Below are 23,256 nucleotides of genomic sequence, written 5' to 3' on the forward strand. Positions count from 1 at the left end.
ACGGTAGCCCGCCGCCGGCGTGAGGCCGGCGGGACCTCGGGGGTGGGTGAGGGGTGACGTGCGCGACCGCCACGTCGCGGGCGTCGCGCGACGTCCGCCGCGTCACAGCAGCGGCAGCATGCGCCCCAGGTCCGGCACGGCCTCCGACGTCCACCGCGGCTGCAGCGCGAGCGCGAGCTCGTCGACGTCGTACGGCGCACGACCCGCCGCGAGCCGCACCCAGCGGCGCGCGTCCGCGACCTCGAGGTCCCAGCCGCCGCGCGCCCGCACGATCGCGAGCAGCTCGTCCGCGACGAGCGCGAGCGCGCCGGGGTCGACGGGGTCGGGCGCCGCGTCGGCACCGCGCACGCGGCGGACCGAGCGGTGCAGGTCGTCGCCGTGCACGACCAGCTCGACCACGCGCGACACCGTCATGGTGGACAGCCGCACGGGCCCGCGCCGCGCCTGCACCACCGGGTCGGCCGGGAGCAGCGCGTCGAGCGTCGCGAACGCCGCGCTCGCGGACCTCGTGACGTACCCGACGGGGTCGGTGGCGTGCTCGGCCGCGAGGGCGCGCGTGGTCTCCGCGACGTCCTGCGCGCGCCCCGCGTACGTGCCGAGGTACTCGCCGAGCGACAGCGGCACCGTGCCCTCGGGCAGCGGCGTGCACACCGCCAGCGCGTCCATCGCGCGGCCCAGGTGCGCCCACAGCTCGACGACGCTCCAGCCGTCCAGCACCGACGGCTCGCGGCCCAGGCGCGGGTCGGCCATGTGCTCGACCCACCCGTGCAGGCGGTCCCACTGGGTCCGCAGGGTGGTCGCGGCGGTCTGGACGTCGGCGGGCATGCGCCCCATCGTGCCGTGCGACGCCGCGACCGGCCACGCCGTCCGCCGGACGAGCGGCGCGGTGCGCGTCGCCGGCGCCGGGACGTCCGCGTGCCGGCGACCACGGGCGGACGCCCGGGGCCTCGGCCGCGGGTCAGTCGTCGTCGGGGCGCACGACGTCCCACGTCGCGAACGGCACGAACCCCGCTGCCCGCGCGAGCGCGACCGACGCCGCGTTGTCGAGCTGGCACCGGTACAGCGGCTCGTGGCCCCGGTCGCGCGCGTGCGCGGCCAGCGCGAGCACCGTGCGGCGCCCGAGGCCCCGGCCGCGGTGCTCCGGCAGCGTGAGCACACCGGTGTCGGCGAGCGTCGTGCCCGCCCACGGGTAGGCGCTCGCGGCGGTCACGAGCCGCGGCCCGTCGGCGCCCGCGACGAACGCGCCGACGACGAGCCAGTGGTCGAGCTCGACGTACGCCTCGTCGAGGTCGTCCTCGGGGGCCGCCGCCGTGAAGGCCGCGAACGCGTCGGCGTCGTCGGCCGTCAGGACCCGGACGTCGTCGTCGGGGGCCGGCGTCGTGAGCCGCGCGAGCGCGTCCGCCGGGAGGTGGAAGACGTGGTCGGCGCCGTTGAGCGCGATCCCGGCCGAGGCCAGCGCGGCGGTCAGCGCCGCGGACCCGACCGTGCCGCCGTCGCCGAGCCCGACAGCCTCGGCGACCTGCGGCGTCGCACGCACGACGCCCCCCGTGCCCGTCGGGTCCAGGACCGAGAACCGGCGCGACGCGGGCAGGTCGGCGTCGACGACGACGCGGTACGTCCCGGGCGTCGCCGGCAGGTCGGTCGGTGCTAGGCCCGCGAGCCAGTGGGCGGTGACGGCGGTCGAGAACACGGGACTCCCCGGGGCGGTGGGTGCTGGGAGGGCCGCCGGCGGGTGCGCCGCGGACCTGCTCGGTCGGGCGCGACCCTAGGCGCCCGCCCCCGCAGGCGGCGACGTCTTTCCGGCCCCCACCCCCGCCGGTCCTCGTCCGCCCTCCTCGTCCGTCTGCCGTCGTCGACCGCGGGGTCGTGCCGCTCTCGCGCGGCCGGGAGCGGCACAAGGCCGCGGTCGGCGGGTGGGTCGGCCCGGTGGCGGGGGACGTCGGGTGCGGGAGGGCGGGCGGTGGGGGGAGGGCGGGGTGGTGGGGGGAGGGCGGTCCGGTGGTGGGTGCCTCGGGTCGTCGGCGGTGGCAGGATGCCGGGCGTGCCGACCGACGTCGTGCTGGTGCCGCTCGCGCAGGTCGGGCGGCCCGGCGAGCAGCTCCGTACCGTGCCGCGGTTCGTGCGGCACGGCCCGCCCGAGATCCGCTGCGACGCGGGCCTGGTCGCGACCGGGCGCGCCGAGCGTGGTCGGCACGTCGTCGAGACGTCCGACGGCCCGTGGGTCGTCCGCACGTCGGCGCACCGCGAGGTGCGCGTGACCGACGCGTCCGGCACCGAGATCGCGTGGCTCGCGCGCACGTTCTGGCGGCGGCGACGCCGGGGGCGCGTCGGGGACACCGTGGTGCACTACCGGCCGTCGAGCCTGTGGCGCCGCGGCGGGCGCTGGGTCGACGACGCGGGTCGCGTGCTGCTGACCGTGCGCGTGCACGACCGCGGTTTCCGGCGCTCGCTCACGTGCACGCCCGCGCCGTCGGCGGCACCGGGCCCGTGGGTCGTGCTGCTCGTGCTGCTCGCCGACGAGGCGGCCTACGACACCGCGCCGCTGTCGGACATCGTCATGGAGATGGGAGCGGGCCTGGGGAGCTGAGCCCTGACTCACCCGTCCCGACCCACAGGTCCCGACCCCCGACCCCCGGGTCCCGTCGTCCGGCCCCGAGCGCGGGGTTCTGCCGTTCGTGGGCTCGCCGGACCGGCCGAGGTCCGCGGTCGGCGGGGCGACGCGAGCGACGGCCGCCGCACGGACGGCCGCGGACGGCGCGCCGGGTCAGCGCGGCTGGTCGGACGTGCGCAGGAAGTCGGCGACGAGCCGACCCACCTGGTCCTCCTCGATGAGGAAGCCGTCGTGGCCGTAGTCCGAGCGGACGTACCGCACGGGCCCCACGCCGGGGATCCCGGCGGCGACTCGCTCGGACTGCGCGGGCGTGAACAACCGGTCAGAGTCGACCGCGACGACCAGCGCACGCGCCGTGACGTGCGCGAGCGCCGCCTCGACGCCGCCGCGGTCGCGGCCCAGGTCGTGCGTGATCATCGTGCGCGTCAGCGTGACGTACGTGTTGGCGTCGAACCGCCGCGCGAGCTTGTCGCCGTGGTGGTCGAGGTAGGACTGCACCGCGAACCGGCCGCCCTCCAGCGGGTCCTCGGCGCCCTGCGGGATGCGCCCGAACCGCTCGTCGAGCTCGCGCGCCGAACGGTACGTCTGGTGCGCGATCTGCCGCGCGATGCCCAGGCCCACGTGCGGGCCCTCGCCGTCGGGCGCGTCGTAGTAGTCGCCGTCGCGGTACCGCGGGTCGGCGGCGACGGCCGCGAGCTGCGTGTGGAAGCTTGCGATCTGGTCGCCCGTGGTCTGCGCGCACGTCGCGATGGCGACGAGCGCGTCGACCCGCTCGGGCGCGGTCGCGGCCCACTCGAGCACGCGCTGCCCCCCCATCGACGCGCCGATCACGAGGGCCCACGTGTCGACGCCCAGCAGGTCGGCGAGCCGCAGCTCGGCGGCGACCTGGTCGCGCACCGTCAGCAGCGGGAACCGGCTGCCCCAGGGCTCGCCGTCGGGCGCGGTCGACGCCGGGCCCGTCGAGCCCTGGCACCCGCCGAGCACGTTGGGCGCCACGACGAAGTACCGGTCGGTGTCGATGGGCGCGCCGGGCCCGACCATCGACTGCCACCAGCCCGCGGTCGGGTGGCCGGGGCCCGCGTCACCCGTGACGTGCGAGTCGCCCGTGAGCGCGTGCAGCACGAGCACCGCGTTGCCGCCGTCCTCGTCGAGCTCGCCCCACGTCTCGTACGCGAGCCGCACCGCCGGCAGCCGGCCGCCCGACTCGAGCTTGAGCGGACCGAGGTCGGCGAACTGCCGCCGGCCGGGCTCGTCGCCGTCGCGCCACGCGGCGCTCGCGGGCACGGGCGGGCGCTCGGGCAGCGGGCGCCGGCTGCCGAGCGTCGCACCGCGACGGGTCCGTCGGCCCGCGAGCGGGTCGGGCACGTCGGCACCGCCCGCCCCCGCACCCGGGAACGCGCCGGGCATCGCGCGCCGGGCGGGCGCGTGGTCCGGTGCGGGGGTGCGGGGGTCGGGGTGGGTCATGGTGCGGCGTGCCTCTCGTGCGGGGTGGGTGGCGCGGTCGTCAGGGTCTCAGGCCCCGGCGCCCTTGGCCGCCCGGAAGCCGGCCTCGAGGTCGGCGAGGATGTCGTCGACGTGCTCGATGCCGACCGCGAGCCGCACGAGGCCCGGCGTCACGCCGGACAGCGCCTGCTCCTCGGGGGTGAGCTGGCTGTGCGTGGTCGACGCGGGGTGGATGACGAGCGAGCGCACGTCGCCGATGTTCGCGACGTTCGAGTGCAGCTCGAGCGCCGACACGAACGCCTGCCCGGCCTCCGCGCCGCCGTCGATCTCGAACGCGAGCACCGCGCCCGCACCGCGCGGCGCGTACTTCTGCGCGTTCGCGTGCCACGGGCTCGACGGCAGCCCGGCGTAGTGCACGTGCCGGACCTCGTCACGCGCCTCGAGCCACTCGGCGACCCGCTGCGCGTTGGCGACGTGCCGCTCGACGCGCAGGGACAGCGTCTCGATGCCCTGCGCGATGAGGAACGCGTTGAACGGGCTGATCGCGGCGCCCAGGTCGCGCAGCAGCTGCACGCGCGCCTTGAGGATGAACGACAGGTTCACGCCGAACGCGCCGCCGACGCCCAGGTCGCGCGCGAACACCAGGCCGTTGTACGACGGGTCGGGCGTGTTGTAGTTGCCGAACCGCTCGGGGTGCTGCGCGTAGTCGAACGTGCCGCCGTCGACGATCACGCCGCCGATCGCCGAGCCGTGCCCGCCGAGGTACTTGGTGGCGGAGTGCACGACGACGTCGGCGCCCCACCGCAGCGGGTTCACGAGGTACGGCGTCGCGACCGTGTTGTCGACGACCAGCGGCACGCCGTGCTCGTGCGCGACGCCCGCGACGAGCTCGATGTCGAGCACGTCGGCGCGCGGGTTGGGGATGGTCTCGGCGAAGAACAGCTTGGTGTTGGGCCGGATCGCGTCGCGCCACGCCTGCGCGTCGTGCGGGTCGGTGACGAACGTCGTCTCGATGCCGAGCCGCGGCAGCGTGTGGTGCAGCAGGTTGTACGTGCCGCCGTACAGGCTGGGGGAGGCGACGACGTGGTCGCCCGCCTCGGCGACGTTGAGGATCGCGAGGGTCTCGGCGGCCTGGCCGGACGCGACGAGCAGCGCGCCGACGCCGCCCTCGAGGTCCGCGATGCGGTTCTCGACGACCTCCTGGGTCGGGTTGTTGATGCGCGTGTAGATCGGCCCGAGCTCCTTGAGCGCGAACCGGTCGGCCGCCTGCTGCGCGGAGTCGAAGACGAACGACGTCGTCTGGTAGATCGGCAGCGCGCGCGCCCCGGTGACGGGGTCGGGGGTCTGGCCCGCGTGGATCTGGCGGGTCTCGAAGCTCCAGCTCTCGTTGCTCACGGTGTGCTCCTCAGGGGTGGTGCCGGGGGACGGTGGGGGTGGGTCACCCGAGGAGCGCGCGCCGACGCCCGCCCCGCGGGGGGTCAGGGGGTGCGCACGTGCCGGGTCGCGGCCGGCGGGTGCGGGCGGGTCCCGACGTCGGGACGACCGGCCGCAGGCATGCCGAACGTGCGCTGGTCAGCGACACATTCGACGGATCATGCCGCCGAGAGTACGTCCCCCGTCCCGCACTTCGACACGGCCGTCTCATCATCAGAGACGTCCACGTGCCGTCGCGTGGCTGCCCGGCGGGCTCTCCCGGCCCCGCGGCGCCACCGTCACCCGGTCGGCGGACGAGGTCTGTCCGGTTGCTCCCGAACCACAACGATGTGACTTCTGGGACGCGTGTGACAGGTGTTCTCTTGTGGGAATCCTCCGGGTAGCGTCGCGAGCGTGCGCCACCCGGACCCCACCGCCGAGACCCCCGCCGCCCGCCCCGCGACGGTCGACGTCGCGTGCCACCGCGCCGCTCGTCGACCCCTCGGCGCCCGCGCGCGCGGACGGCTCGCCCTGCTGCCCGTGGGCCTGCTGACGCTCGGCCTCGTCGCGTCGCCCGCCGCCGCCGTGCCGTCGGACGACGACGTGCGCGACGCGCGCGCCGCGGTCGGCCAGGCGCAGCGCTCGGTCGCGCAGATGGAGGTGCGCCTCGCCGAGCTGGCGTCCGCCGCCGAGGCCGCCGAGGTCGCCGTCCAGAGCGCGGGGGAGGCGTACACGCAGGCCGTCGCCGACGCGGACGCCGCCAAGACCCGGGCCCGCGACGCCGCCGACCGGTCGACCGAGGCCGCCGAGCAGGCCGAGCAGGCGCGGCAGCGGCTCGTCGCGCTCGCGCGCCACCTCTCGCGCACGGGCGGCTCGGCCGACCTCATCGAGGCCGCGCTGTCCGCCGACGGCTTCCAGGACGTCGCGCGGCGCACGACGTCGCTCACCCAGGCCACCACCAAGGCGGACGAGGCCGTCCAGGAGTACCAGGCGGCGCTGCTCGTCGCGTCGACCATGGAGCGTCGCGCCGCCACCGCCGCGACCGAGGCCGACACCGCCGCCGCCGCCGCGCAGACCGCGCTCGACGAGGCCGAGCGCACCCAGGACGAGGCCGCGTCGTCGTTCGCCGCAGGCCAGGCCGAGCGCGACGGGCTCATCTCGGCCCTCGCCGCGGCCCGCCAGACGAGCGCCGAGGTCGAGCGCGCCCGGCAGGACGCGCTCGACGCCGAGCGTCGCGCGCGGGCGGAGGCAGCGGCGCAGACCGTGCGCACGCAGCCCCCCGCCGCGCCCGCCGCCGGCGGTCAGCCCGCGCCGGCGAACCCGGCCCCCGCCAACCCGCCCGCGGGCGGGTCGAGCGGCGGGTCGGCCCCGGCGCCGGCTCCGGCCCCGCGCCGGCTCCGGCTCCGGCTCCGGCTCCGGCGCCCGCGCCGGCTCCGGCTCCGGCCCCCGCTCCGGCGCCCGCTCCGGCACCGGCCCCCGCGCCCGGCGCGGGCAGCGGCTCCTCGCGCGGCTCCGCCGCCTCGGGGGCCGCCGCCGTCGAGTGGGCCCGGTCCAAGGTCGGCCTGCCCTACGTGTGGGGCGGCAACGGCCCCGACGGCTTCGACTGCTCGGGCCTGACCGGCCAGGCGTGGAAGGCCGCGGGCGTGAGCATCAACCGGACGTCGCGCGACCAGTACCGCCAGGTGCAGAAGATCGGCTACGACCAGCTGCGACCCGGTGACCTGGTGTTCTGGGCGAGCAACACGAACGACCCCAGCACGATCTACCACGTCGCGATGTGGGTCGGCGGCGGGCAGATCGTCGAGGCGTCCCGGCCCGGCGTCCCGGTGCGCGTGACGTCGATGCGCTGGGGCAGCACGATGCCCTTCGCCGGCCGCCCCTGACGGCGCGCCCCTGACGGCGCTGCGCCACGCGCGGCGACGCCGCCCACGACGACGACGGCCCGGCCCCCGCTGCGGGGGCCGGGCCGTCGGTCGTACGGCGTCAGTGGTGGTCGTAGCCCGCGTCGATCGCGCGCTGCCGCGACCGCTCGATCTCGGCCTCGGCCTCGGCGCGCCCCACCCAGTGCGCGCCCTCGACGGACTTGCCGGGCTCGAGGTCCTTGTAGACCTCGAAGAAGTGCTGGATCTCCAGGCGGTGGAAGTCGGACACGTCGTCGATGTCCTGCCGCCACGCGGCACGCTGGTCGCCCGTCGGGACGCACAGCACCTTGTCGTCGCCGCCCGCCTCGTCGCGCATGCGGAACATGCCCAGGGCGCGGCACCGGATCAGGCAGCCCGGGAACGTCGGCTCCTCGAGCAGCACGAGCGCGTCCAGCGGGTCGCCGTCCTCGCCGAGGGTGCCCTCGATGAACCCGTAGTCGTCGGGGTAGCGGGTCGAGGTGAACAGCATCCGGTCGAGACGGATGCGCCCGGTGGCGTGGTCCACCTCGTACTTGTTGCGCTGCCCCTTGGGGATCTCGATCGTGACGTCGAACTCCACTGTGCTTTCCTCCACGGCTCCCCGCCCGGTGGCGGTGGGTCTGTCGACCTGCGGGCGCGTCGTCTCCCCGGCGCCGTCGTCAGGTGACAGTAGTCTGACGCACCGGCGCGGCGGTACCGGACCGCAGGACGAACGGGCGGGTGACGATGGCCACAGCGGCACGGGTCGCAGGCGTGGGGACGCTCGTCGTGGTGCTCGCGGCGGGCGCCTACGCGACCGCCGACGCCTACGACGTCGTCCCCGGGGTCGTGACCCTCGCACCCCCGGTGCCCGACCCGGCGCCCTTCCCGACCGCTCCCGGTGCCGTCGAGCCGACCGCGGTGCCGCGCGTCCTCGGCGACCTCGACCCGCAGGCGCCGCTGCCCGCCGCGCCGCAGGTCCAGGCGCTGGTCGACGCGCTCGTCACCGACGCGCGCCTCGGGCCGAGCGTCGGCGTGACCGTCGTTGACCAGCTGACGGGCGAGGTGCTGGCCGGCCACCAGCCCGACGCCGGCCGCGTGCCCGCGTCGACCGCCAAGGTCCTCACGGGCGTCGCGGCGCTCACCGCGCTCGACCCGGCCACGACGCTGCCGACCACGGTCGTCCGCGTCGACGCCGGCACGATCGCGCTCGTCGGGGGCGGGGACATGATGCTCGCCGCCGGCGCCGGGGACCCCGCCGCGACGGTCGGGCACGCGGGCCTCGCCGACCTCGCGGCCGCGACCGCGACGGCGCTCGCGCAGCAGGGCGTCACGACCGTGCGGCTCGTCGTCGACGACACGCTGTTCTCCGGCCCGACGCAGAGCCCCGGGTGGGACCCGTCGTACGTGCGGGACGGCTTCGCCGCACCGGTGACCGCGCTCGCCGTGGACATCGCCAAGCTGCGCGAGGGCGAGTACGTGCCGCGCTCGCCCGACCCGTCGCTCGCGGCCGGCGAGGCGTTCGCGCAGCGGCTCGCCGAGGCCGGCGTCCCGGTCGACGGGAAGCCGCGCCGCGGCAGCGCGTCGGGCGGCCTCGAGCTCGCGCGCGTCGAGTCGGCGCCGCTCGTCGACGTCGTGCACTACTTCCTCGAGACGTCCGACAACACCATCACCGAGGTCGTGTCCCGCCTCGTCGCGCTCGACGCCGGGCTGCCCGCGAGCTTCGACGGCGGCACGCAGGCCGTGCTGCACCAGGTGAGCACGCTGGGCGTCGACACCGCCGGCGCGCGGCTGGTCGACGCGTCGGGCCTCGCGGCGGGCTCGTCGCTGTCGCCCGCGCTGCTCGCCGACGTCGTGCGCCTCACGACCGACCCGCAGCACTCCGCGCTGCGCGACGTCGCGGTCGGGATGCCCGTCGCGGGGCTCAGCGGCACGCTCTCGGGGCGGTACACGACGTCCGACGCGCGCGGCCTCGTGCGCGCCAAGACCGGCTCGCTGCCGAACGTCACGTCGCTCGCGGGCACGGCGCTCGACGCGCAGCGGCGCCAGCTCGTGTTCGTCGTCATGGCCGACCAGACGCCCGAGGGCGGCCAGTGGGCGCCGCGCCAGGCCGTCGACGCGTTCGTGTCGCAGCTCGCGTCCTGCGGCTGCCGCTGAGCGTCCCGGTCGACGGCCTCCCGTCGGTGCTGCGCCGTCGACCCGCACCGCACGGCGCCCCGGGTTACCGTGAGCCGGTGCAGCCCACCGCCCGCGGCCCCGTCGACTGGCGCGCGGCCGCGCGCCTGGCCGGCCGGGTCGCCGCACCCGGACCCGTCGCCGACCGCGCCACGCTCGTCGACCTCGTCGAGAGCCTGCGCTCCGCCGCGGCGACCGCGGCCCGCGACGTCGCGGGGACGGCGGGCATCGCACCCGCGGACGGCCGCGACCCGGCGGCCGTGTCGCGCGTCCTCGTGGTCGACCGGGCGCGCTGGGCGCACGCCAACGCCGAGGTGTTCGGCGTCATGGCCGAGCCGCTGACGACCCGCAGCGACGGCAGCCCCGTGCACGTCCCCGACGCGGCCCGCCTCGCGGCCGGCGCACAGGTCGGCGGCGTGCTCGCGCTGCTCTCGGCCAAGGTCCTGGGCCAGTACGACCCGTTCACGGCCGCCCCGGGCGCCCCGGGCCGGCTGCTGCTCGTGGCGCCGAACGTGCTGGCGGCGGAACGTCAGATGGGCGTCGACGGCCCCGACTTCCGGCTGTGGGTCGCGCTGCACGAGCAGACGCACGCGCTGCAGTTCGCGGCCGCGCCGTGGCTCGCGGACCACCTGCGGGCGCGCTCGGCGGAGCTGCTGTCCGACCTCGCCGACCTGGCCCCCGACGCCGAGCACCGCCCGACCCTGCCGCGCCTCGACGACCTGCTCGGGGCGCTGGTGCGCGCGGTGTCCGACGGCGACGGGGGCGTGCTGTCCCTGCTGACGGCGCGCCAGCACGCCGTGTTCGACGAGGTGGGCGCCGTGATGTCGCTGCTCGAGGGGCACGCCGACGTGATGATGGACGCGGTCGGCCCGTCGGTGGTGCCGAGCGTGCGGGCGATCCGTCGGGCGTTCGAGCGCCGACGGGACGCGGGCGTGCGGGCGACCGGCCTCGACCGGCTGGTGCGCCGCGTGCTGGGCATGGAGCTCAAGCTCGCCCAGTACCGCGACGGCGCCGCGTTCGTGCGGGCCGTGCGCGACCGTGTCGGGCTCGACGGGCTCAACGCGGTGTGGTCGGGCGCCGACGCGCTGCCGAGCGCGGCCGAGATCGGCGACCCCGCCGCGTGGGTGCGCCGCGTCCACGGGTGACGCGCACGCCGCGCCCGCTCCGTCACCGGTCCGGGCGGCCGACGGCGCCCCGGGGCCGGGCGTGAGCGGGCCGCCGCCCGCGGTCGCGGCGGTGCGGGTCGCGGTCCGCCGCGCGCTCGCGGACGTCGAGGACGGCGCGACCGTGCTGGTCGCGTGCTCGGGCGGTGCGGACTCGCTCGCGCTCGCGGCGGGGCTCGCGTGGGAGGCCGCGGTGCGCGCGCGTGCGGGGCGCCCGCTGCGGGCCGGCGCGGTGGTGGTCGACCACGGGCTGCAGGACGGTTCGCACGACGTCGCGCAGGACGCCGCGGACGCGTGCCGTGCGCTGGGTCTGGAGCCCGTGCGCGTCGTGCGGGTCGAGGTCGGGGCCGCGGGCGGGCCCGAGGGCGCCGCGCGCACGGCCCGGTACGCCGCGCTCGACGCCGCCGCCGACGCGGTCGGCGCCGCCGCCGTGCTGCTGGGGCACACGCTCGACGACCAGGCCGAGACGGTGCTGCTCGCCCTCGCGCGCGGGTCGGGCGAGCGCGCGCTCGCGGGCATGCGCCCGGTGCGGGGCCGCTGGCGTCGCCCGCTGCTGGGGCTGCGGCGGGTCGACACCGAGGCGGCGTGCGCCGCGCAGGCGCTCGTGCCGTGGCACGACCCGACGAACGGCCGACCCGTCGACGGTGGCGCGACGACCGGTGCCGGTGCGGGGGTGGCCGTGCCGGTGCCGGTCGCGCCCGGTGCTGGTGAGGTCGGGCCGTCGGCGGGCGACCTCGCCGTGCTGCCGCTGCGCAGCCGCGTGCGGGTCGAGGTCCTGCCGCTGCTCGAGCGCGTCCTCGGGCCGGGTGTCGCGCAGGCGCTCGCGCGCACGGCCGACGCGCTGGCCGACGCGACCGACGTCGTCGACGACGCGGCGGCGCACCTGCTCGCGGCCGCCCGCGTCGGCCCGCCCACCGACCCCGTCGTCGGTCGTGCGTCGGACCGGCCGGGCGCGCCCGCCGACGGGGTCGTGCTCGACGTCGCCACGCTCGCCGCCGCGCTGCCCGGCACGCGCCGGCGCGCGCTGCACGACGCGGCCCTGGCGGCCGGCTGCCCGGCGGGCGCGCTCACCCGTGCGCACGTGCTCGCGGTCGAGGCGCTCGTGCTCGACTGGCACGGTCAGGGCCCCGTCCACCTGCCGGGCGGCAGGGTCGCGACGCGCGCGTGTGGCAGGCTCTACCTGGACCGGCCGACGCGGCCGGCCGGCGCACCGGACATCTCCGGCGGCGCCCTCCCGGCCGGGCGGGGAACCCCCGCGGCACGGCACGACGACCACGACGACCAGGAGTGAGCTGTGGACGCGGCGGACATGGGTGACGACCTCGAGCGGGTCCTGCTGAGCGAGGAGCAGCTGCACGCGCGCCTCGACGAGATCGCGGCGCAGATCGACGCCGACTACGCGGGCCAGCAGCTGCTGCTCGTGGGCGTGCTCAAGGGCGCCGTCATGGTCATGGCGGACCTCGCGCGCCGACTGCGCGGCAACGTGTCGATGGACTGGATGGCGGTGTCGTCGTACGGCTCGGGCACCAAGTCGTCGGGCGTCGTGCGGATCCTCAAGGACCTCGACACCGACCTCACGGGCCGGCACGTGCTCATCGTCGAGGACATCATCGACTCGGGCCTGACGCTGTCGTGGCTGCTGTCGAACCTGCGCTCGCGCGGCCCGGCGTCGGTCGAGATCGCGACGATGCTGCGCAAGCCCGAGGCCGCCAAGGTCGAGGTGCCGGTGCGCTACGTCGGCTTCGACATCCCCACCGAGTTCGTCGTGGGGTACGGCCTGGACTACGCCGAGCGGTACCGCAACCTGCCGTTCGTCGGCACGCTCGCGCCGCACGTCTACCAGGGCTGACGCGCACGGCACCCGGACGGGTGCGCGGCACGGCCGCGCACCCGGCCTGTGCCCTGGGCGAACACCGCGGGGCCCTGCCAGGTCCACCGTGTACTTTCAAGGCAGAGTCCCCGCGAGCGGAGGTTGAGGGGCCCGGCCCCGATCGCCCATGAACGTCAAGCGTCTCTTCCGCGGCCCCTTCATCTGGGTCGCCCTGGCCGTCCTGCTGTCCCTGGCCGCCTTCAGCATGCTGCAGATGCCCACGCAGCGGCAGATCGACACGTCCACGGGCCTCGAGCTCCTCAAGGACGGCAAGGTCGACCAGGTCCTCGTCACCGAGGGCACGCAGCGCGTGGACCTCACGCTCGCGGAGCCGTACGACCCGGACCCCGACCAGGACGGCGACCTCGGCACGCAGGTCTACTTCTTCTACGTCACGCCGCAGGGCGACCAGGTGGTCGACGCGATCACGCAGGCCGACCCCACGGACGGCTTCACGTCGAAGGTCCCGCAGCCGTCGTGGTGGGGCAGCCTGCTGACGCTCGTGCTGCCGTTCATCATCATCCTGGGCCTGTTCTGGTTCCTGATGTCGAACGCGCAGGGCGGCGGCTCGCGCGTCATGAGCTTCGGCAAGTCCAAGGCCAAGCTCGTGAGCAAGGAGTCGCCCAAGGTCACGTTCGCCGACGTCGCGGGCGTCGACGAGGCGGTCGAGGAGCTGCAGGAGATCAAGGAGTTCCTCGCCGAGCCCGCGAAGTTCCAGGCCGTCGGCGCCAAGATCCCCAAGGGCGTGCTGCTGTACGGCCCGCCCGGGACCGGCAAGACCCTGCTCGCGCGCGCCGTGGCGGGCGAGGCGGGCGTGCCGTTCTACTCGATCTCCGGCTCGGACTTCGTCGAGATGTTCGTGGGTGTCGGTGCGAGCCGTGTCCGTGACCTGTTCCAGCAGGCCAAGGAGAACAGCCCCGCCATCATCTTCGTCGACGAGATCGACGCGGTCGGCCGGCACCGTGGCGCGGGCCTCGGCGGCGGGCACGACGAGCGCGAGCAGACGCTCAACCAGATGCTCGTCGAGATGGACGGGTTCGACGTCAAGACGAACGTCATCCTCATCGCGGCCACCAACCGCCCCGACATCCTCGACCCCGCGCTGCTGCGCCCGGGCCGCTTCGACCGCCAGGTCGCGGTCGAGCCGCCCGACCTCAAGGGTCGCGAGCGGATCCTCACGGTGCACGCGCAGGGCAAGCCCATGGCGCCGGCCGTCGACCTCGCGCTCGTCGCGCGGCGCACGCCGGGCTTCAGCGGCGCCGACCTCGCCAACGTGCTCAACGAGGCCGCGCTGCTCACCGCGCGCCGCGGTGCGCAGGTCATCGACGACGCCGCGCTCGACGAGGCGATCGACCGCGTGATCGCGGGGCCGCAGAAGCGCACGCGGGTCATGAACGTCAAGGAGCTCAAGATCACGGCGTACCACGAGGGCGGCCACGCCCTGGTGGCGGCCGCGTTGCGGTACACCGACCCGGTGACGAAGGTGACGATCCTGCCGCGCGGTCGCGCGCTGGGCTACACGATGGTCATGCCGCAGGAGGACAAGTACTCCACGACGCGCAACGAGCTGCTCGACCAGCTCGCGTACGCGATGGGCGGCCGCGTCGCCGAGGAGCTCGTGTTCCACGACCCGACCACGGGCGCGAGCAACGACATCGAGAAGGCCACGTCGACCGCGCGCAAGATGGTCACGCAGTTCGGCATGAGCGCCCGGCTCGGTGCGATCAAGCTCGGCCAGGAGTCCTCCGAGGTCTTCCTCGGCCGCGACGTCGGCCACCAGCGCGACTACTCCGAGGAGATCGCCGGCGCGATCGACGTCGAGGTCCGCGCGCTCATCGAGCACGCGCACGACGAGGCCCGCGAGATCCTCGTCGAGTACCGCGACGTGCTGGACGCGCTGGTCCTCGAGCTGCTCGAGAAGGAGACGCTCAACCAGGAGCAGCTCGCCGCGATCTTCGCGCCGATCACCAAGCGCCCCCCGCGCGACGTGTGGCTCTCGGGCGACGAGCGTGCGGTCTCCGACCGCGGGCCCGTCATGACGCCCGCCGAGCTGGCCGCGCAGAACGGGCACCCCGTGGTCCCGCAGGACGAGGCCGCGGCGGCGAACGCCGAGCACCCGGCGACCGCGGTCGTCGAGCTGCCCCCGGCGGGCACCCCCGACGCCGACGGGCCGCGCTGACGTGGCCGCCACCGACGTCACGGGCACGCCGGGCGACGACGGCTCGGTCATCTCCCGCACGCACGACGCGGGCGGCCGTGCGATCGCGCCGTTCGACGAGGAGCGTGCCGCGCGTGCCGTGCGCGAGCTGCTGCTCGCGGTCGGCGAGGACCCCGACCGCGAGGGTCTGCAGGAGACGCCGGCGCGCGTCGCCCGGGCCTACCGCGAGATCTTCGCGGGTCTCACGATGGACGCGCGCGACGTGCTGACCACCACGTTCGACCTCGGCCACGAGGAGATGGTGCTGGTCAAGGACATCGAGGTGTACTCGACCTGCGAGCACCACCTCGTGCCGTTCCACGGCGTCGCGCACGTCGGGTACATCCCCGGCGCCGACGGCCGCATCACGGGGCTGTCGAAGCTCGCGCGCCTGGTCGACGTGTACGCGCGCCGGCCCCAGGTGCAGGAGCGCCTGACCTCGCAGGTCGCCGACGCGCTCGTCGAGGTGCTCAACCCCAAGGGCGTGCTGGTCGTCGTCGAGTGCGAGCACCTGTGCATGTCGATGCGCGGCGTGCGCAAGCCCGGCTCGCGGACCGTCACGTCGGCCGTGCGCGGCCAGATGCGCGACGTCGCGACCCGCGCCGAGGCCATGAGCCTGCTGGCCGGCCGGCACTGACGGACCCGGCCGTGCCACCGCGTCGGGCTGCGGCGCGCGGACCCGCACGGTCCCGCGCACCGCGACGAGCGCCTAGGCTCGCACCGTGACCGACCACGGCTCCCTCCTCCGTGGCCCGTCGGGGCTGCTCGACGCGCACGAGCGCCTCGGGCGCGCCCTCGTCATGGGCGTCGTCAACGTGACCCCCGACTCGTTCTCCGACGGCGGCCGCTGGTACGGCGTCGACGCCGCGGTGGAGCGCGGCCACGCGCTGCTCGCGCAGGGCGCCGACCTGCTCGACGTCGGCGGCGAGTCCACACGGCCCGACGCGACGCGCGTGCCGGTCGACGAGGAGCTCGCGCGCGTGCTGCCGGTGGTCGAGCGCCTCGCGGCGGCCGGTGCGGTCGTGAGCGTCGACACCACGCGGGCCGAGGTCGCGCGCGCGGCCGTCGAGCGTGGCGCCGTGCTCGTCAACGACGTCTCCGGCGGCCTGGCCGACCCCGACATGCCGCACCTGGTCGCGCGCACGGGCGTCGCCTACGTCGCGATGCACTGGCGCGGCCACGCCGACGTGATGGACGACCACGACGTGTACGACGACGTCGTCGTGGACGTGCGGGCCGAGCTGCGCGAGCGGGTCGCCGCGCTGCGGGCGGCGGGTGTCGACGACGCGCAGGTCGTGCTCGACCCGGGGCTGGGGTTCGCCAAGGCGGGCGCGAGCAACTGGCCCCTGCTCGCGCACCTGCCCGAGCTCGTCGCGGAGGGGTTCCCCGTGCTCGTGGGGGCGTCGCGCAAGCGGTTCCTCGGGCACCTGCTCGCGGGCGCCGACGGCGTCCCCGTGCCACCGACGCAGCGGGACGACGCGACGGCGGCGATCAGCGCGCTCGCGGCGGCGGACGGGGTGTGGGCGGTGCGCGTCCACGAGGTCGCGGCGTCGGCCGCGGCGGTGCGCGTCGCGGCCCGCTGGCGCGCGGCACGCGACGGCACGGCAGGCTGGGCGACGACGGGCACGACGGCACGGTCCGCGACGGGGCGGGCCGCACGGGAGGGAGCACGGTGAGCGGTCAGGACGACGTGCACGACGACGGCGGGCGCCGGCTGGACCAGATCCGGCTGTCGGGCATCAGCGCGACGGGGTACCACGGCGTGTTCGCGCACGAGCGGCGCGAGGGGCAGACGTTCGTCGCGGACGTCGTCGTGCACCTCGACACGCGCCGCGCGGCGGCGGGCGACGACCTCGCGCACACGGTCGACTACGGCGAGGTCGCGCAGCTCGTGGCCGCGGTCCTCTCGGGCGAGCCCGCGGACCTCGTCGAGACGGTCGCGGAGCGGATCGCCGCGACGGTGCTGGCGCGTCCGCACGTGCAGGCCGTGGACGTGGCCCTGCACAAGCCGCAGGCGCCGATCACCGTGCCGTTCGGGGACGTGGTCGTCTCGATCCGGCGCGACCGCACGAAGCTGCCGGCCGCCGAGCCGTACCGCCCGCCGACGGGTGCCGTGCGACGCGACCCCGAGCCCGACGTGCGCCCGCGGACCGCGCCGCTGCCCGTGACCGGGCCGACGCACGCGGCCTCGGCGCCCGTGGCCGCCGCCGCTCCGGGGCCCGCGCGGGCTGATGCCGACACCGGCCCCGACGGCGTGGGCGCGGTCGTCGTGCCGGCGCCGTCGGGTGCGGTGCCGACCGGTGTGCTGCCGGCGGTGGCCGCGGCCACCGCGCTCGCCGCGGCTGCGCCCGGCCCGTCCCGCCGCCCGTCGTCACGGGCCCCACGGGGCCGGTCCCGGGCACGTTCGACGCGGGCCCCTCGGAGCCGGCCCCGTCGCCCGCGACCGCGCCGCGCGCGCACCTCGACGCCGACGACGACGGCCCCGCCACGCAGCTCATGGCCCCGGTCGACCTCCCGGACCACGACGCGCAGCCGTTCGACGCCCCGGAGCACGACGCGTCCGCGTACGCCGAGCCCGCGTACGTCGAGCCCGCGTACGTCGAGCCCCGGTACGCCGAGCCCGCGTCCGACCAGCCCGCGTACGACGTGCCGGCGCACGAGACCCCCGCGGCACCGTCGCTCGACGGCCCCGCCACGCAGCTCATGGCGCCCGTGGCCGACGTCGTCGAGGGCGAGCTGGTCCTCGACGCGCTCGACGAGCCCCCGGCGGCGCCGGTGCGCGCGGTGCTCGCGCTCGGTGCCAACCTCGGCCCGGCGCAGGAGACGCTGCGTCAGGCGGTCGCCGACCTCGCGTCGGTGCCCGGCATCGAGGTGGTCGCGGTGTCGCCGCTCGCGCGGACGGCCGCGATCGGCCCCGAGCAGCCGGACTACCTCAACGCCGTGCTGGTGGTGCGCACGACGCTCGCGCCGCGGGACCTGCTGCGCGCGGTGCACGCGGTCGAGCAGCACCACGGGCGCGAGCGCCTCGAGCGCTGGGGTCCGCGCACGCTCGACGTCGACATCGTGGTGTACGGCGACACGCTCGCCGTGACGGACGACCTCGAGCTGCCGCACCCGCGCGCGCACCAGCGCGCGTTCGTGCTGGAGCCGTGGGCGCAGGTCGAGCCCGACGCGGTGCTCCCCGGCCTCGGGGGCGGGCCCGTCGCGCAGCTCGCGGCGACCGCGCCGGACCGTGACGGGGTGCGCTGGATGGCGCTCGACTGGCTCACCGCGCCCGTGCCGGCCGCCAGCCCCGAGCCCGACGCCGACGGACCGGGGGAGGCGCGGCTGCCGTGAGCGCGACGCGTCGCGGCACGCTGGTCCTGCTGGCCACGGGCGTCGCCGCGGTCACGTGGTGGGCCATGCGCATGCTCGTGGGCCGGGGGTCCGCGACGCCGCCCGAGGTGCCGTGGCTCGTGATCGCCGTCGAGCTGGTGATCGCGGGCGTCGTGCTGTCGATGGGCTGGGCCGTGCGGCAGTTCCAGCAGGGCAGGCGCCCCGACCTCAACCCGCTGCGCGCCGCCCGGACCGTCGTCCTCGCGAAGGCGGCGTGCTACACGGGTGCGCTGCTGACCGGGTGGTACGGCGGCCAGGCGCTCTCGCTGCTCACCGACGCGGACGTCCCGGGCAACCCGGCGCGGGCCGGCGCGGCCGGTCTCGCGGTGCTCGGCGCGGTCGCGCTCGCGGTCGCGGGCCTGGTCGTCGAGCACTGGTGCCGCATCCCCCCGCCGGACGCGGACGCGCCGACGCTGACGCGCGACCCGGACCCGACGGCGGGCTGAGGTCACGGCCGCGCGCGGTCGTGACCTGCGGGGCACCCCGGTGCGGGAGGATGGGGGCATGACCACTGCCGCCGCGGCCCCCGGGCCGTCCGCCGCCGACCCGTTCGACCTGCACGACGTCGCCTGGACGCCGGTGTCGCCCCGGCTGGCAGGCGCGCGCCTGCTCGTGCTCGCGGTGTGGGCCGTGGTGCTGCTCGTGCCGACGTCCGTGCTGGCCGCGGCCCTGGGGATCGCGTGGCTGTGGGCCGTGCCGGGCGTGCTCGCGGCGCTCCTGCTGTGGGGTGCGCTCGTCGTGCGCCGGCAGGTGCGCGCGCTGCGCTACGCCGAGCGCGACGACGACCTGCTGATCCGCCGCGGCATCATGTTCCGCGAGCTCGTCGTCGTGCCCTACGGGCGCATGCAGTACGTCGACGTGAGCTCCGGCCCGCTCGCCCGTCGCTTCGACATCGCGACCGTGCAGCTGCACACCGCGGCGCCGGGCACGGACGCGACGATCCCGGGCCTGCCGCCGGCCGAGGCCGCGCGCCTGCGCGACCGTCTCGCGTCGCGCGGCGAGTCGCGTCTGGCCGGCCTGTGAGCACCTCGTTGCACCCCGTCCCCGAGTCGGCGGGCGAGGAGGGCTACGACTGGCGCCGGCTGCACCCGGTGACGCCCGCGCTGCGCGGATGGAAGGTCGTCGCGGCGTTCGTCGCCGTCATCGGGTTCCAGATGTCCGACACGCTGCGGCAGATCATGGACGCGCTCGGCCCCGGGCGCGCGTGGCTCGTGGTGCTGGGCGTGGTGCTGCTGGTCGCGGTCGTGGGCTTCGTGTACTCGGCGCTCGCGTGGCGCGTCATGCGGTACGCCGTGACCGACGAGGCCGTGCACCTGCGCACGGGGCTGCTGTTCCGCCAGCAGCGGCAGGCACGGCTCGACCGGCTGCAGGCCGTCGACGTCGTGCAGCCGCTGCTCGCGCGCCTGCTGGGGCTCGCGCAGCTCAACCTCGAGGTCGCGGGCGGCAGCGGCTCCGCGGTGCAGCTCGCGTTCCTGCGCGAGTCGGAGGCGACGGCCCTGCGCGCGCAGATCCTCGCGCTCGCGGCGGGGCTGGGCCCGCGCGGTGCCGCGCCGCAGCCCGTCGCCGGCGCGGTCCCGCAGGGCGCGGTCCCGGCCGGTGCACCCGCCGCCGGCGCCCCGGCCGGTGCCGTCGCGTTCGAGGCCGCGCCCGAGCGGCAGGTGTACGAGCTGCCCATGGGCCGGCTCGTGCACTCGATCGTGCTGTCGGTGCCGCCGTGGCTCGTCGTCGTCGCGCTGGTCGGCGGTCTCGTCGTGGGCGTCGTGACCCACGACCTCGGGGGCCTGCTCGTCGGCGTCCCCGCCCTGCTGGGCGTCGGCGGGTACGTGTGGAACCGGCTCAACACGGGCGCGACGTTCCGTGCGGCGGCGTCGCCCGACGGCATCCGGCTGCGACACGGCCTCACGGAGACCCGCGCGCAGACCGTGCCGCCGGGCCGCGTGCAGGCGGTGCGGCTCACGCAGGGGCCGCTGTGGCGCGGGCCCGACTGGTGGAAGGTCGAGATCAACGTCGCGGGGTACGGGCCGGAGGCCACGACCGAGTCCGTGCTGCACCCGGTCGCGACGCGCGCCGAGGCGGCCGTCGCGCTGTGGCTCGTGCTGCCCGACCTGGGTGTCGACGACCCGCTGGGCACGCTCGACGCGGCGTTCCGCGGCGTCGACGACGCGGGCGGCTTCACGCCCGCGCCGCGGCGCGCGCGGTGGGTGGACCCGCTGAGCCGCCGCCGGCACGGCGTGCTCGTGACCCGGACGGCGCTGATCATGCGCTCGGGGCGCTGGTGGCGCACGGTCGTCGTGGTGCCGCACGAGCGCACGCAGAGCCTCGCCCTGGAGCAGGGGCCGGTGCAGCGTCGGCTGCGCGTGGCGACGTTCGTCGCGCACTCGACGCCCGGCCCGATCTCGCCGCGCGTCGAGCACCTCGACGAGCACGTCGCGGCGGCGCTGCTCGAGCAGCAGGCGCGTCGTGCCCGCGAGGCGCGGGCCGTGGCCGGCCCGGAGCTGTGGATGCGGACCGCGTCGGCGGACCTCGCCGGCGCGGGGCAGGTCGTGGGCGCCGAGCCGCCGCGCCCGGTCGCCGACCCGGCCACCGCCCCTGCCGAGCCGGCGTCGCCGGACCCGCGGCCGTGAGCGCCGACCCCGCGTCGCGGCCCGGGCGCCTCGGCGTCGGCGTCGTCGGAGCCGGCCGCGTGGGCGCCGTGCTCGGCAGCGCGCTGCGCGCCGCGGGGCACCCCGTGGTCGGCGTCTCGGCGGTGTCGGAGGCGTCGCGCGAGCGTGCGGCCGCGCTGCTGCCCGGCGTGCCGGTGCTGGACGTGCCGGAGGTCGTGCGGCGCTCCGAGCTCGTGCTGCTCGCGGTGCCCGACGACGCGCTCGCGCCGCTCGTGCGCGGGCTCGCCGGCACGGGCGCGTGGCAGGCCGGTCAGATCGTGGCGCACACGTCGGGCCGGTTCGGCGTCGACGTGCTCGGGCCCGCGCGCGCCGCGGGCGTGATCCCGCTCGCGCTGCACCCGGCGATGACGTTCACGGGCACCTCGCTGGACCTCTCGCGGCTCGTCGGCTGCACGTTCGCGGTGACCGCGCCGGCGCCGGTGCTGCCGATCGGGCAGGCGCTGGTCGTCGAGGTCGGCGGCGAGCCCGTCGTCGTCGCCGAGGACGCGCGGCCGCTCTACCACGCGGCCCTCGCGCACGGCGCGAACCACCTGGTGGTGCTGGTCGCGCAGGCCGCGCAGGCGCTGCGGGAGGCGGGCGTCGCCGAGCCGGGGCGCGCGCTGCGCCCGCTGCTCGACGCGGCGCTGGACGGTGCGCTGCGCGCCGAGGACGCGTCCGGCGACGGCGGTCCGGGCGCGATCGCCGCGCTCACGGGGCCCGTGCGGCGCGGCGACGCGGGCACGGTCGCCGACCACGTCGCGGTGCTGTCGGCGCTCGGGACCTCCAGCGGGGCGGTCGACGTGCCGGCGGGGTACGGTGCTCTGGCCCGCGCGGCCGCGGCCCGCGCGCTCGGTGCGGGGCTCGTCGGCCCCGACGCGGCGCAGGCGGTGCTCGACGCGCTCGCGGGCATCATCGGCGCCCCGGCCGCGTTGCACGAGGGGGACGAGCGGCCCGGCGAGGGCCCCGACGGCCCGCCGGGCACCGGCCCGGCCCCGCAGGACGACGGCGGCACCCCGCCGCAGGAGGACGCATGACCACGACCCACCCGGCGCTCGTGCGCGACCGCGCGGCGCTGGCCGCCGCGCTCGCCGCGCAGGACGCCGCGCCCCGGCCGGACGGTGCTGCGGCCCGTCCGTACCGGCGTGCGGTCGTCATGACCATGGGCGCGCTGCACGCGGGGCACCTCGCGCTGGTGGAGCGTGCGCGCGAGCTCGCCGACGCGGTCGTCGTGACGATCTTCGTGAACCCGCTGCAGTTCGGCCCGACCGAGGACCTCGCGCGGTACCCGCGCGACCTCGAGGGGGACGTCGCGCTGCTCACCGGGCCGGGGCTGCTGCGCGCGCAGGACGTGGTGCTCGCGCCGACGGTCGACGTCGTCTACCCGGACGGCGACCCGACGGTCCGCGTGGTCGCGGGCGGCCTCGGCGACGTGCTCGAGGGGGCCTCGCGCCCCGGGCACCTCGACGGCGTGCTCACGGTCGTCCTCAAGCTCCTGCACCTCACGCGCCCCGACGTCGCGGTGTTCGGTCAGAAGGACGCGCAGCAGCTCGCGGCGGTGCGGCGCATGGTGCACGACCTCGACGTGCCGGTGGACGTCGTCGCGCAGCCGACCGTGCGCGAGGCCGACGGGCTCGCGCGCTCGAGCCGCAACGCGTACCTCACCGCGGACGAGCGCGGGCGCGCGCTCGCGCTGTCGGCCGCGCTCGCGGCCGGGACGCGTGCCGCACAGGACGGTGCCGGGCCCGACGCGGTCCTCGCGGCCGCGCGCGCCGTGCTCGACGAGCACCTGACCACCGACGACGCGGTGGACTACGTCGCGCTCGTCGACGCCGCGACGTTCACGCCCGCGGGCCCGGCCACGACGGACGCGCTGCTGCTGCTCGCGGTCCACGTGGGCGCGACCCGCCTGATCGACAACGCCCCGCTCGCGCTGCGGGGGGCACCCGTGGGTGTCCCGGCCGCGGGCCGCACGCACGGAGGTGCCGCGTGACCACGCTGCAGCGCACGATGATGACCGGCAAGATCCACCGCGCGACCGTGACGGCCGCCGACCTGCACTACGTCGGGTCGATCACGATCGACGCGGACCTGCTCGCGGCGGCCGACGTGCTGCCGGGCCAGCAGGTCGACGTGGTCGACGTGACCAACGGCTCGCGCCTGACGACGTACGCGATCGCGGGCGAGCCGGGCGGCGGCGAGGTGTGCGTCAACGGCGCGGCCGCGCACCTGGTGCACCCGGGGGACGTCGTCATCGTCATCGCCTACGGCACGATGTCGGACGCCGAGGCGCGGACGTACGCGCCGCACGTCGTGCTCGTCGACGCCGCCAACCGGATCGTGGACACGGGCGACGACCCGGGCCAGGTGCCCGAGGCGTGGACCGCGGAGTCGGGGCTCGTGCCGTCGGGTCTGCCGTTCGCGGAGGGCCGCGCGGCGGTCGTGCGCGAGGACTGAGCCCGCGCCGGGCGGTCCGCGGTCCGACCGTGG

Annotated in this window: 22 protein-coding genes and 1 pseudogene; 18 read left to right on the forward strand and 5 right to left on the reverse strand. The window is 76.9% G+C overall.

The features are described 5' to 3' along the window. Positions 1 to 102: 102 nt before the first annotated feature. Entirely contained in the window at positions 103 to 825 is a 723-nt protein-coding gene (locus tag GY42_RS15785; RefSeq protein WP_046530045.1) for a maleylpyruvate isomerase N-terminal domain-containing protein, read from the reverse strand. 133 nt (positions 826 to 958) lie between these two features. Further along, entirely contained in the window at positions 959 to 1,690 is a 732-nt protein-coding gene (locus tag GY42_RS15790) for a GNAT family N-acetyltransferase (protein WP_052748445.1), read from the reverse strand. A 351-nt stretch (positions 1,691 to 2,041) separates the two neighbouring features. Between GY42_RS15790 and GY42_RS15795 the strand changes: the two genes are divergently transcribed. Further along, the gene (locus tag GY42_RS15795) at positions 2,042 to 2,587 is read left to right on the forward strand and encodes a hypothetical protein (RefSeq protein WP_152667354.1); all 546 of its coding nucleotides are present in this window, start codon (positions 2,042 to 2,044) and stop codon (positions 2,585 to 2,587) included. Between the two features lie 177 nt (positions 2,588 to 2,764). Here GY42_RS15795 and metX read toward each other — a convergent pair whose 3' ends face one another. Together metX and GY42_RS15805 are read right to left on the reverse strand one after the other, a co-directional pair. Next, complete coding sequence (metX, locus tag GY42_RS15800; protein WP_046530047.1) at positions 2,765 to 4,075, reverse strand: homoserine O-acetyltransferase MetX; 1,311 nt, start codon at positions 4,073 to 4,075, stop codon at positions 2,765 to 2,767. Positions 4,076 to 4,123: 48 nt separating this feature from the next. Then, positions 4,124 to 5,449 carry a bifunctional o-acetylhomoserine/o-acetylserine sulfhydrylase gene (locus tag GY42_RS15805; protein WP_046530048.1) on the reverse strand — a complete coding sequence of 442 codons (1,326 nt, stop codon included), beginning with the start codon at positions 5,447 to 5,449 and terminating at the stop codon, positions 4,124 to 4,126. A 432-nt stretch (positions 5,450 to 5,881) separates the two neighbouring features. Here GY42_RS15805 and GY42_RS15810 point away from each other — a divergent pair, with 432 nt between their 5' ends. After that, positions 5,882 to 7,084: a coiled-coil domain-containing protein gene (locus GY42_RS15810; RefSeq protein WP_052748446.1), complete on the forward strand. Its 1,203-nt coding sequence runs from the start codon at positions 5,882 to 5,884 to the stop codon at positions 7,082 to 7,084. Next, on the forward strand, positions 7,039 to 7,350 hold the full coding sequence (locus tag GY42_RS19920) for a C40 family peptidase (RefSeq protein WP_052748447.1): 312 nt from the start codon (positions 7,039 to 7,041) through the stop codon (positions 7,348 to 7,350). The genes GY42_RS15810 and GY42_RS19920 overlap by 46 nt, the downstream gene beginning before the upstream one ends. Before the next feature lie 100 nt (positions 7,351 to 7,450). On the opposite strand, the gene GY42_RS15815 is transcribed toward GY42_RS19920, so the two are convergent. Continuing rightward, positions 7,451 to 7,948, reverse strand: coding sequence for an inorganic diphosphatase (locus GY42_RS15815; RefSeq protein ID WP_046530049.1), 498 nt, complete (start codon positions 7,946 to 7,948; stop codon positions 7,451 to 7,453). A gap of 146 nt (positions 7,949 to 8,094) precedes the next feature. On the opposite strand from GY42_RS15815, the gene dacB reads away from it, so the two are divergent. The 15 genes and pseudogenes from dacB (at position 8,095) to panD (ending at position 23,223) form a co-directional block, all read left to right on the forward strand. Beyond that, positions 8,095 to 9,504: a D-alanyl-D-alanine carboxypeptidase/D-alanyl-D-alanine endopeptidase gene (dacB, locus tag GY42_RS15820; RefSeq protein ID WP_046531113.1), complete on the forward strand. Its 1,410-nt coding sequence runs from the start codon at positions 8,095 to 8,097 to the stop codon at positions 9,502 to 9,504. Between the two features lie 77 nt (positions 9,505 to 9,581). Further along, positions 9,582 to 10,667, forward strand: a complete 1,086-nt coding sequence (locus tag GY42_RS15825) for a zinc-dependent metalloprotease (RefSeq protein ID WP_046531114.1) — start codon at positions 9,582 to 9,584, stop codon at positions 10,665 to 10,667. Between the two features lie 61 nt (positions 10,668 to 10,728). After that, complete coding sequence (gene tilS / locus GY42_RS15830) at positions 10,729 to 11,976, forward strand: tRNA lysidine(34) synthetase TilS (protein WP_046530050.1); 1,248 nt, start codon at positions 10,729 to 10,731, stop codon at positions 11,974 to 11,976. 3 nt (positions 11,977 to 11,979) lie between these two features. Continuing rightward, positions 11,980 to 12,534, forward strand: a complete 555-nt coding sequence (gene hpt, locus GY42_RS15835) for a hypoxanthine phosphoribosyltransferase (protein WP_046530051.1) — start codon at positions 11,980 to 11,982, stop codon at positions 12,532 to 12,534. Between the two features lie 148 nt (positions 12,535 to 12,682). After that, positions 12,683 to 14,734 (forward strand): ATP-dependent zinc metalloprotease FtsH, encoded by a 2,052-nt coding sequence (gene ftsH, locus GY42_RS15840; protein ID WP_046530052.1) that lies wholly within the window; start codon positions 12,683 to 12,685, stop codon positions 14,732 to 14,734. Positions 14,735 to 14,783: 49 nt separating this feature from the next. Beyond that, the gene (gene folE / locus GY42_RS15845) at positions 14,784 to 15,389 is read left to right on the forward strand and encodes a GTP cyclohydrolase I FolE (protein ID WP_046531115.1); all 606 of its coding nucleotides are present in this window, start codon (positions 14,784 to 14,786) and stop codon (positions 15,387 to 15,389) included. Positions 15,390 to 15,552: 163 nt separating this feature from the next. Then, a complete protein-coding gene (gene folP, locus GY42_RS15850) occupies positions 15,553 to 16,428 on the forward strand; it encodes a dihydropteroate synthase (protein WP_082131766.1) in 876 nt (291 codons plus the stop codon). Between the two features lie 86 nt (positions 16,429 to 16,514). Continuing rightward, positions 16,515 to 16,760, forward strand: a pseudogene (folB, locus tag GY42_RS19925) (dihydroneopterin aldolase); the annotation flags it as partial. 488 nt (positions 16,761 to 17,248) lie between these two features. Then, the gene (folK, locus tag GY42_RS15865; protein ID WP_082131601.1) at positions 17,249 to 18,088 is read left to right on the forward strand and encodes a 2-amino-4-hydroxy-6-hydroxymethyldihydropteridine diphosphokinase; all 840 of its coding nucleotides are present in this window, start codon (positions 17,249 to 17,251) and stop codon (positions 18,086 to 18,088) included. After that, entirely contained in the window at positions 18,085 to 18,573 is a 489-nt protein-coding gene (locus GY42_RS15870; RefSeq protein ID WP_046530055.1) for a DUF3180 domain-containing protein, read from the forward strand. The genes folK and GY42_RS15870 overlap by 4 nt, the downstream gene beginning before the upstream one ends. 58 nt (positions 18,574 to 18,631) lie before the next feature. Continuing rightward, on the forward strand, positions 18,632 to 19,150 hold the full coding sequence (locus tag GY42_RS15875) for a PH domain-containing protein (protein ID WP_046530056.1): 519 nt from the start codon (positions 18,632 to 18,634) through the stop codon (positions 19,148 to 19,150). After that, positions 19,147 to 20,751, forward strand: a complete 1,605-nt coding sequence (locus GY42_RS15880; RefSeq protein ID WP_046530057.1) for a PH domain-containing protein — start codon at positions 19,147 to 19,149, stop codon at positions 20,749 to 20,751. Before GY42_RS15875 ends, GY42_RS15880 begins: the two co-directional genes overlap by 4 nt. Then, entirely contained in the window at positions 20,748 to 21,803 is a 1,056-nt protein-coding gene (locus tag GY42_RS15885; RefSeq protein WP_046530058.1) for a Rossmann-like and DUF2520 domain-containing protein, read from the forward strand. Before GY42_RS15880 ends, GY42_RS15885 begins: the two co-directional genes overlap by 4 nt. Beyond that, entirely contained in the window at positions 21,800 to 22,759 is a 960-nt protein-coding gene (gene panC, locus GY42_RS15890; protein WP_046530059.1) for a pantoate--beta-alanine ligase, read from the forward strand. Before GY42_RS15885 ends, panC begins: the two co-directional genes overlap by 4 nt. Continuing rightward, the gene (gene panD, locus GY42_RS15895) at positions 22,756 to 23,223 is read left to right on the forward strand and encodes an aspartate 1-decarboxylase (RefSeq protein WP_046530060.1); all 468 of its coding nucleotides are present in this window, start codon (positions 22,756 to 22,758) and stop codon (positions 23,221 to 23,223) included. Before panC ends, panD begins: the two co-directional genes overlap by 4 nt. Positions 23,224 to 23,256 lie beyond the last annotated feature (33 nt).

The sequence above is a fragment of the Cellulomonas sp. FA1 genome, from assembly GCF_000986825.1.
Lineage (GTDB): Bacteria > Actinomycetota > Actinomycetes > Actinomycetales > Cellulomonadaceae > Cellulomonas > Cellulomonas iranensis.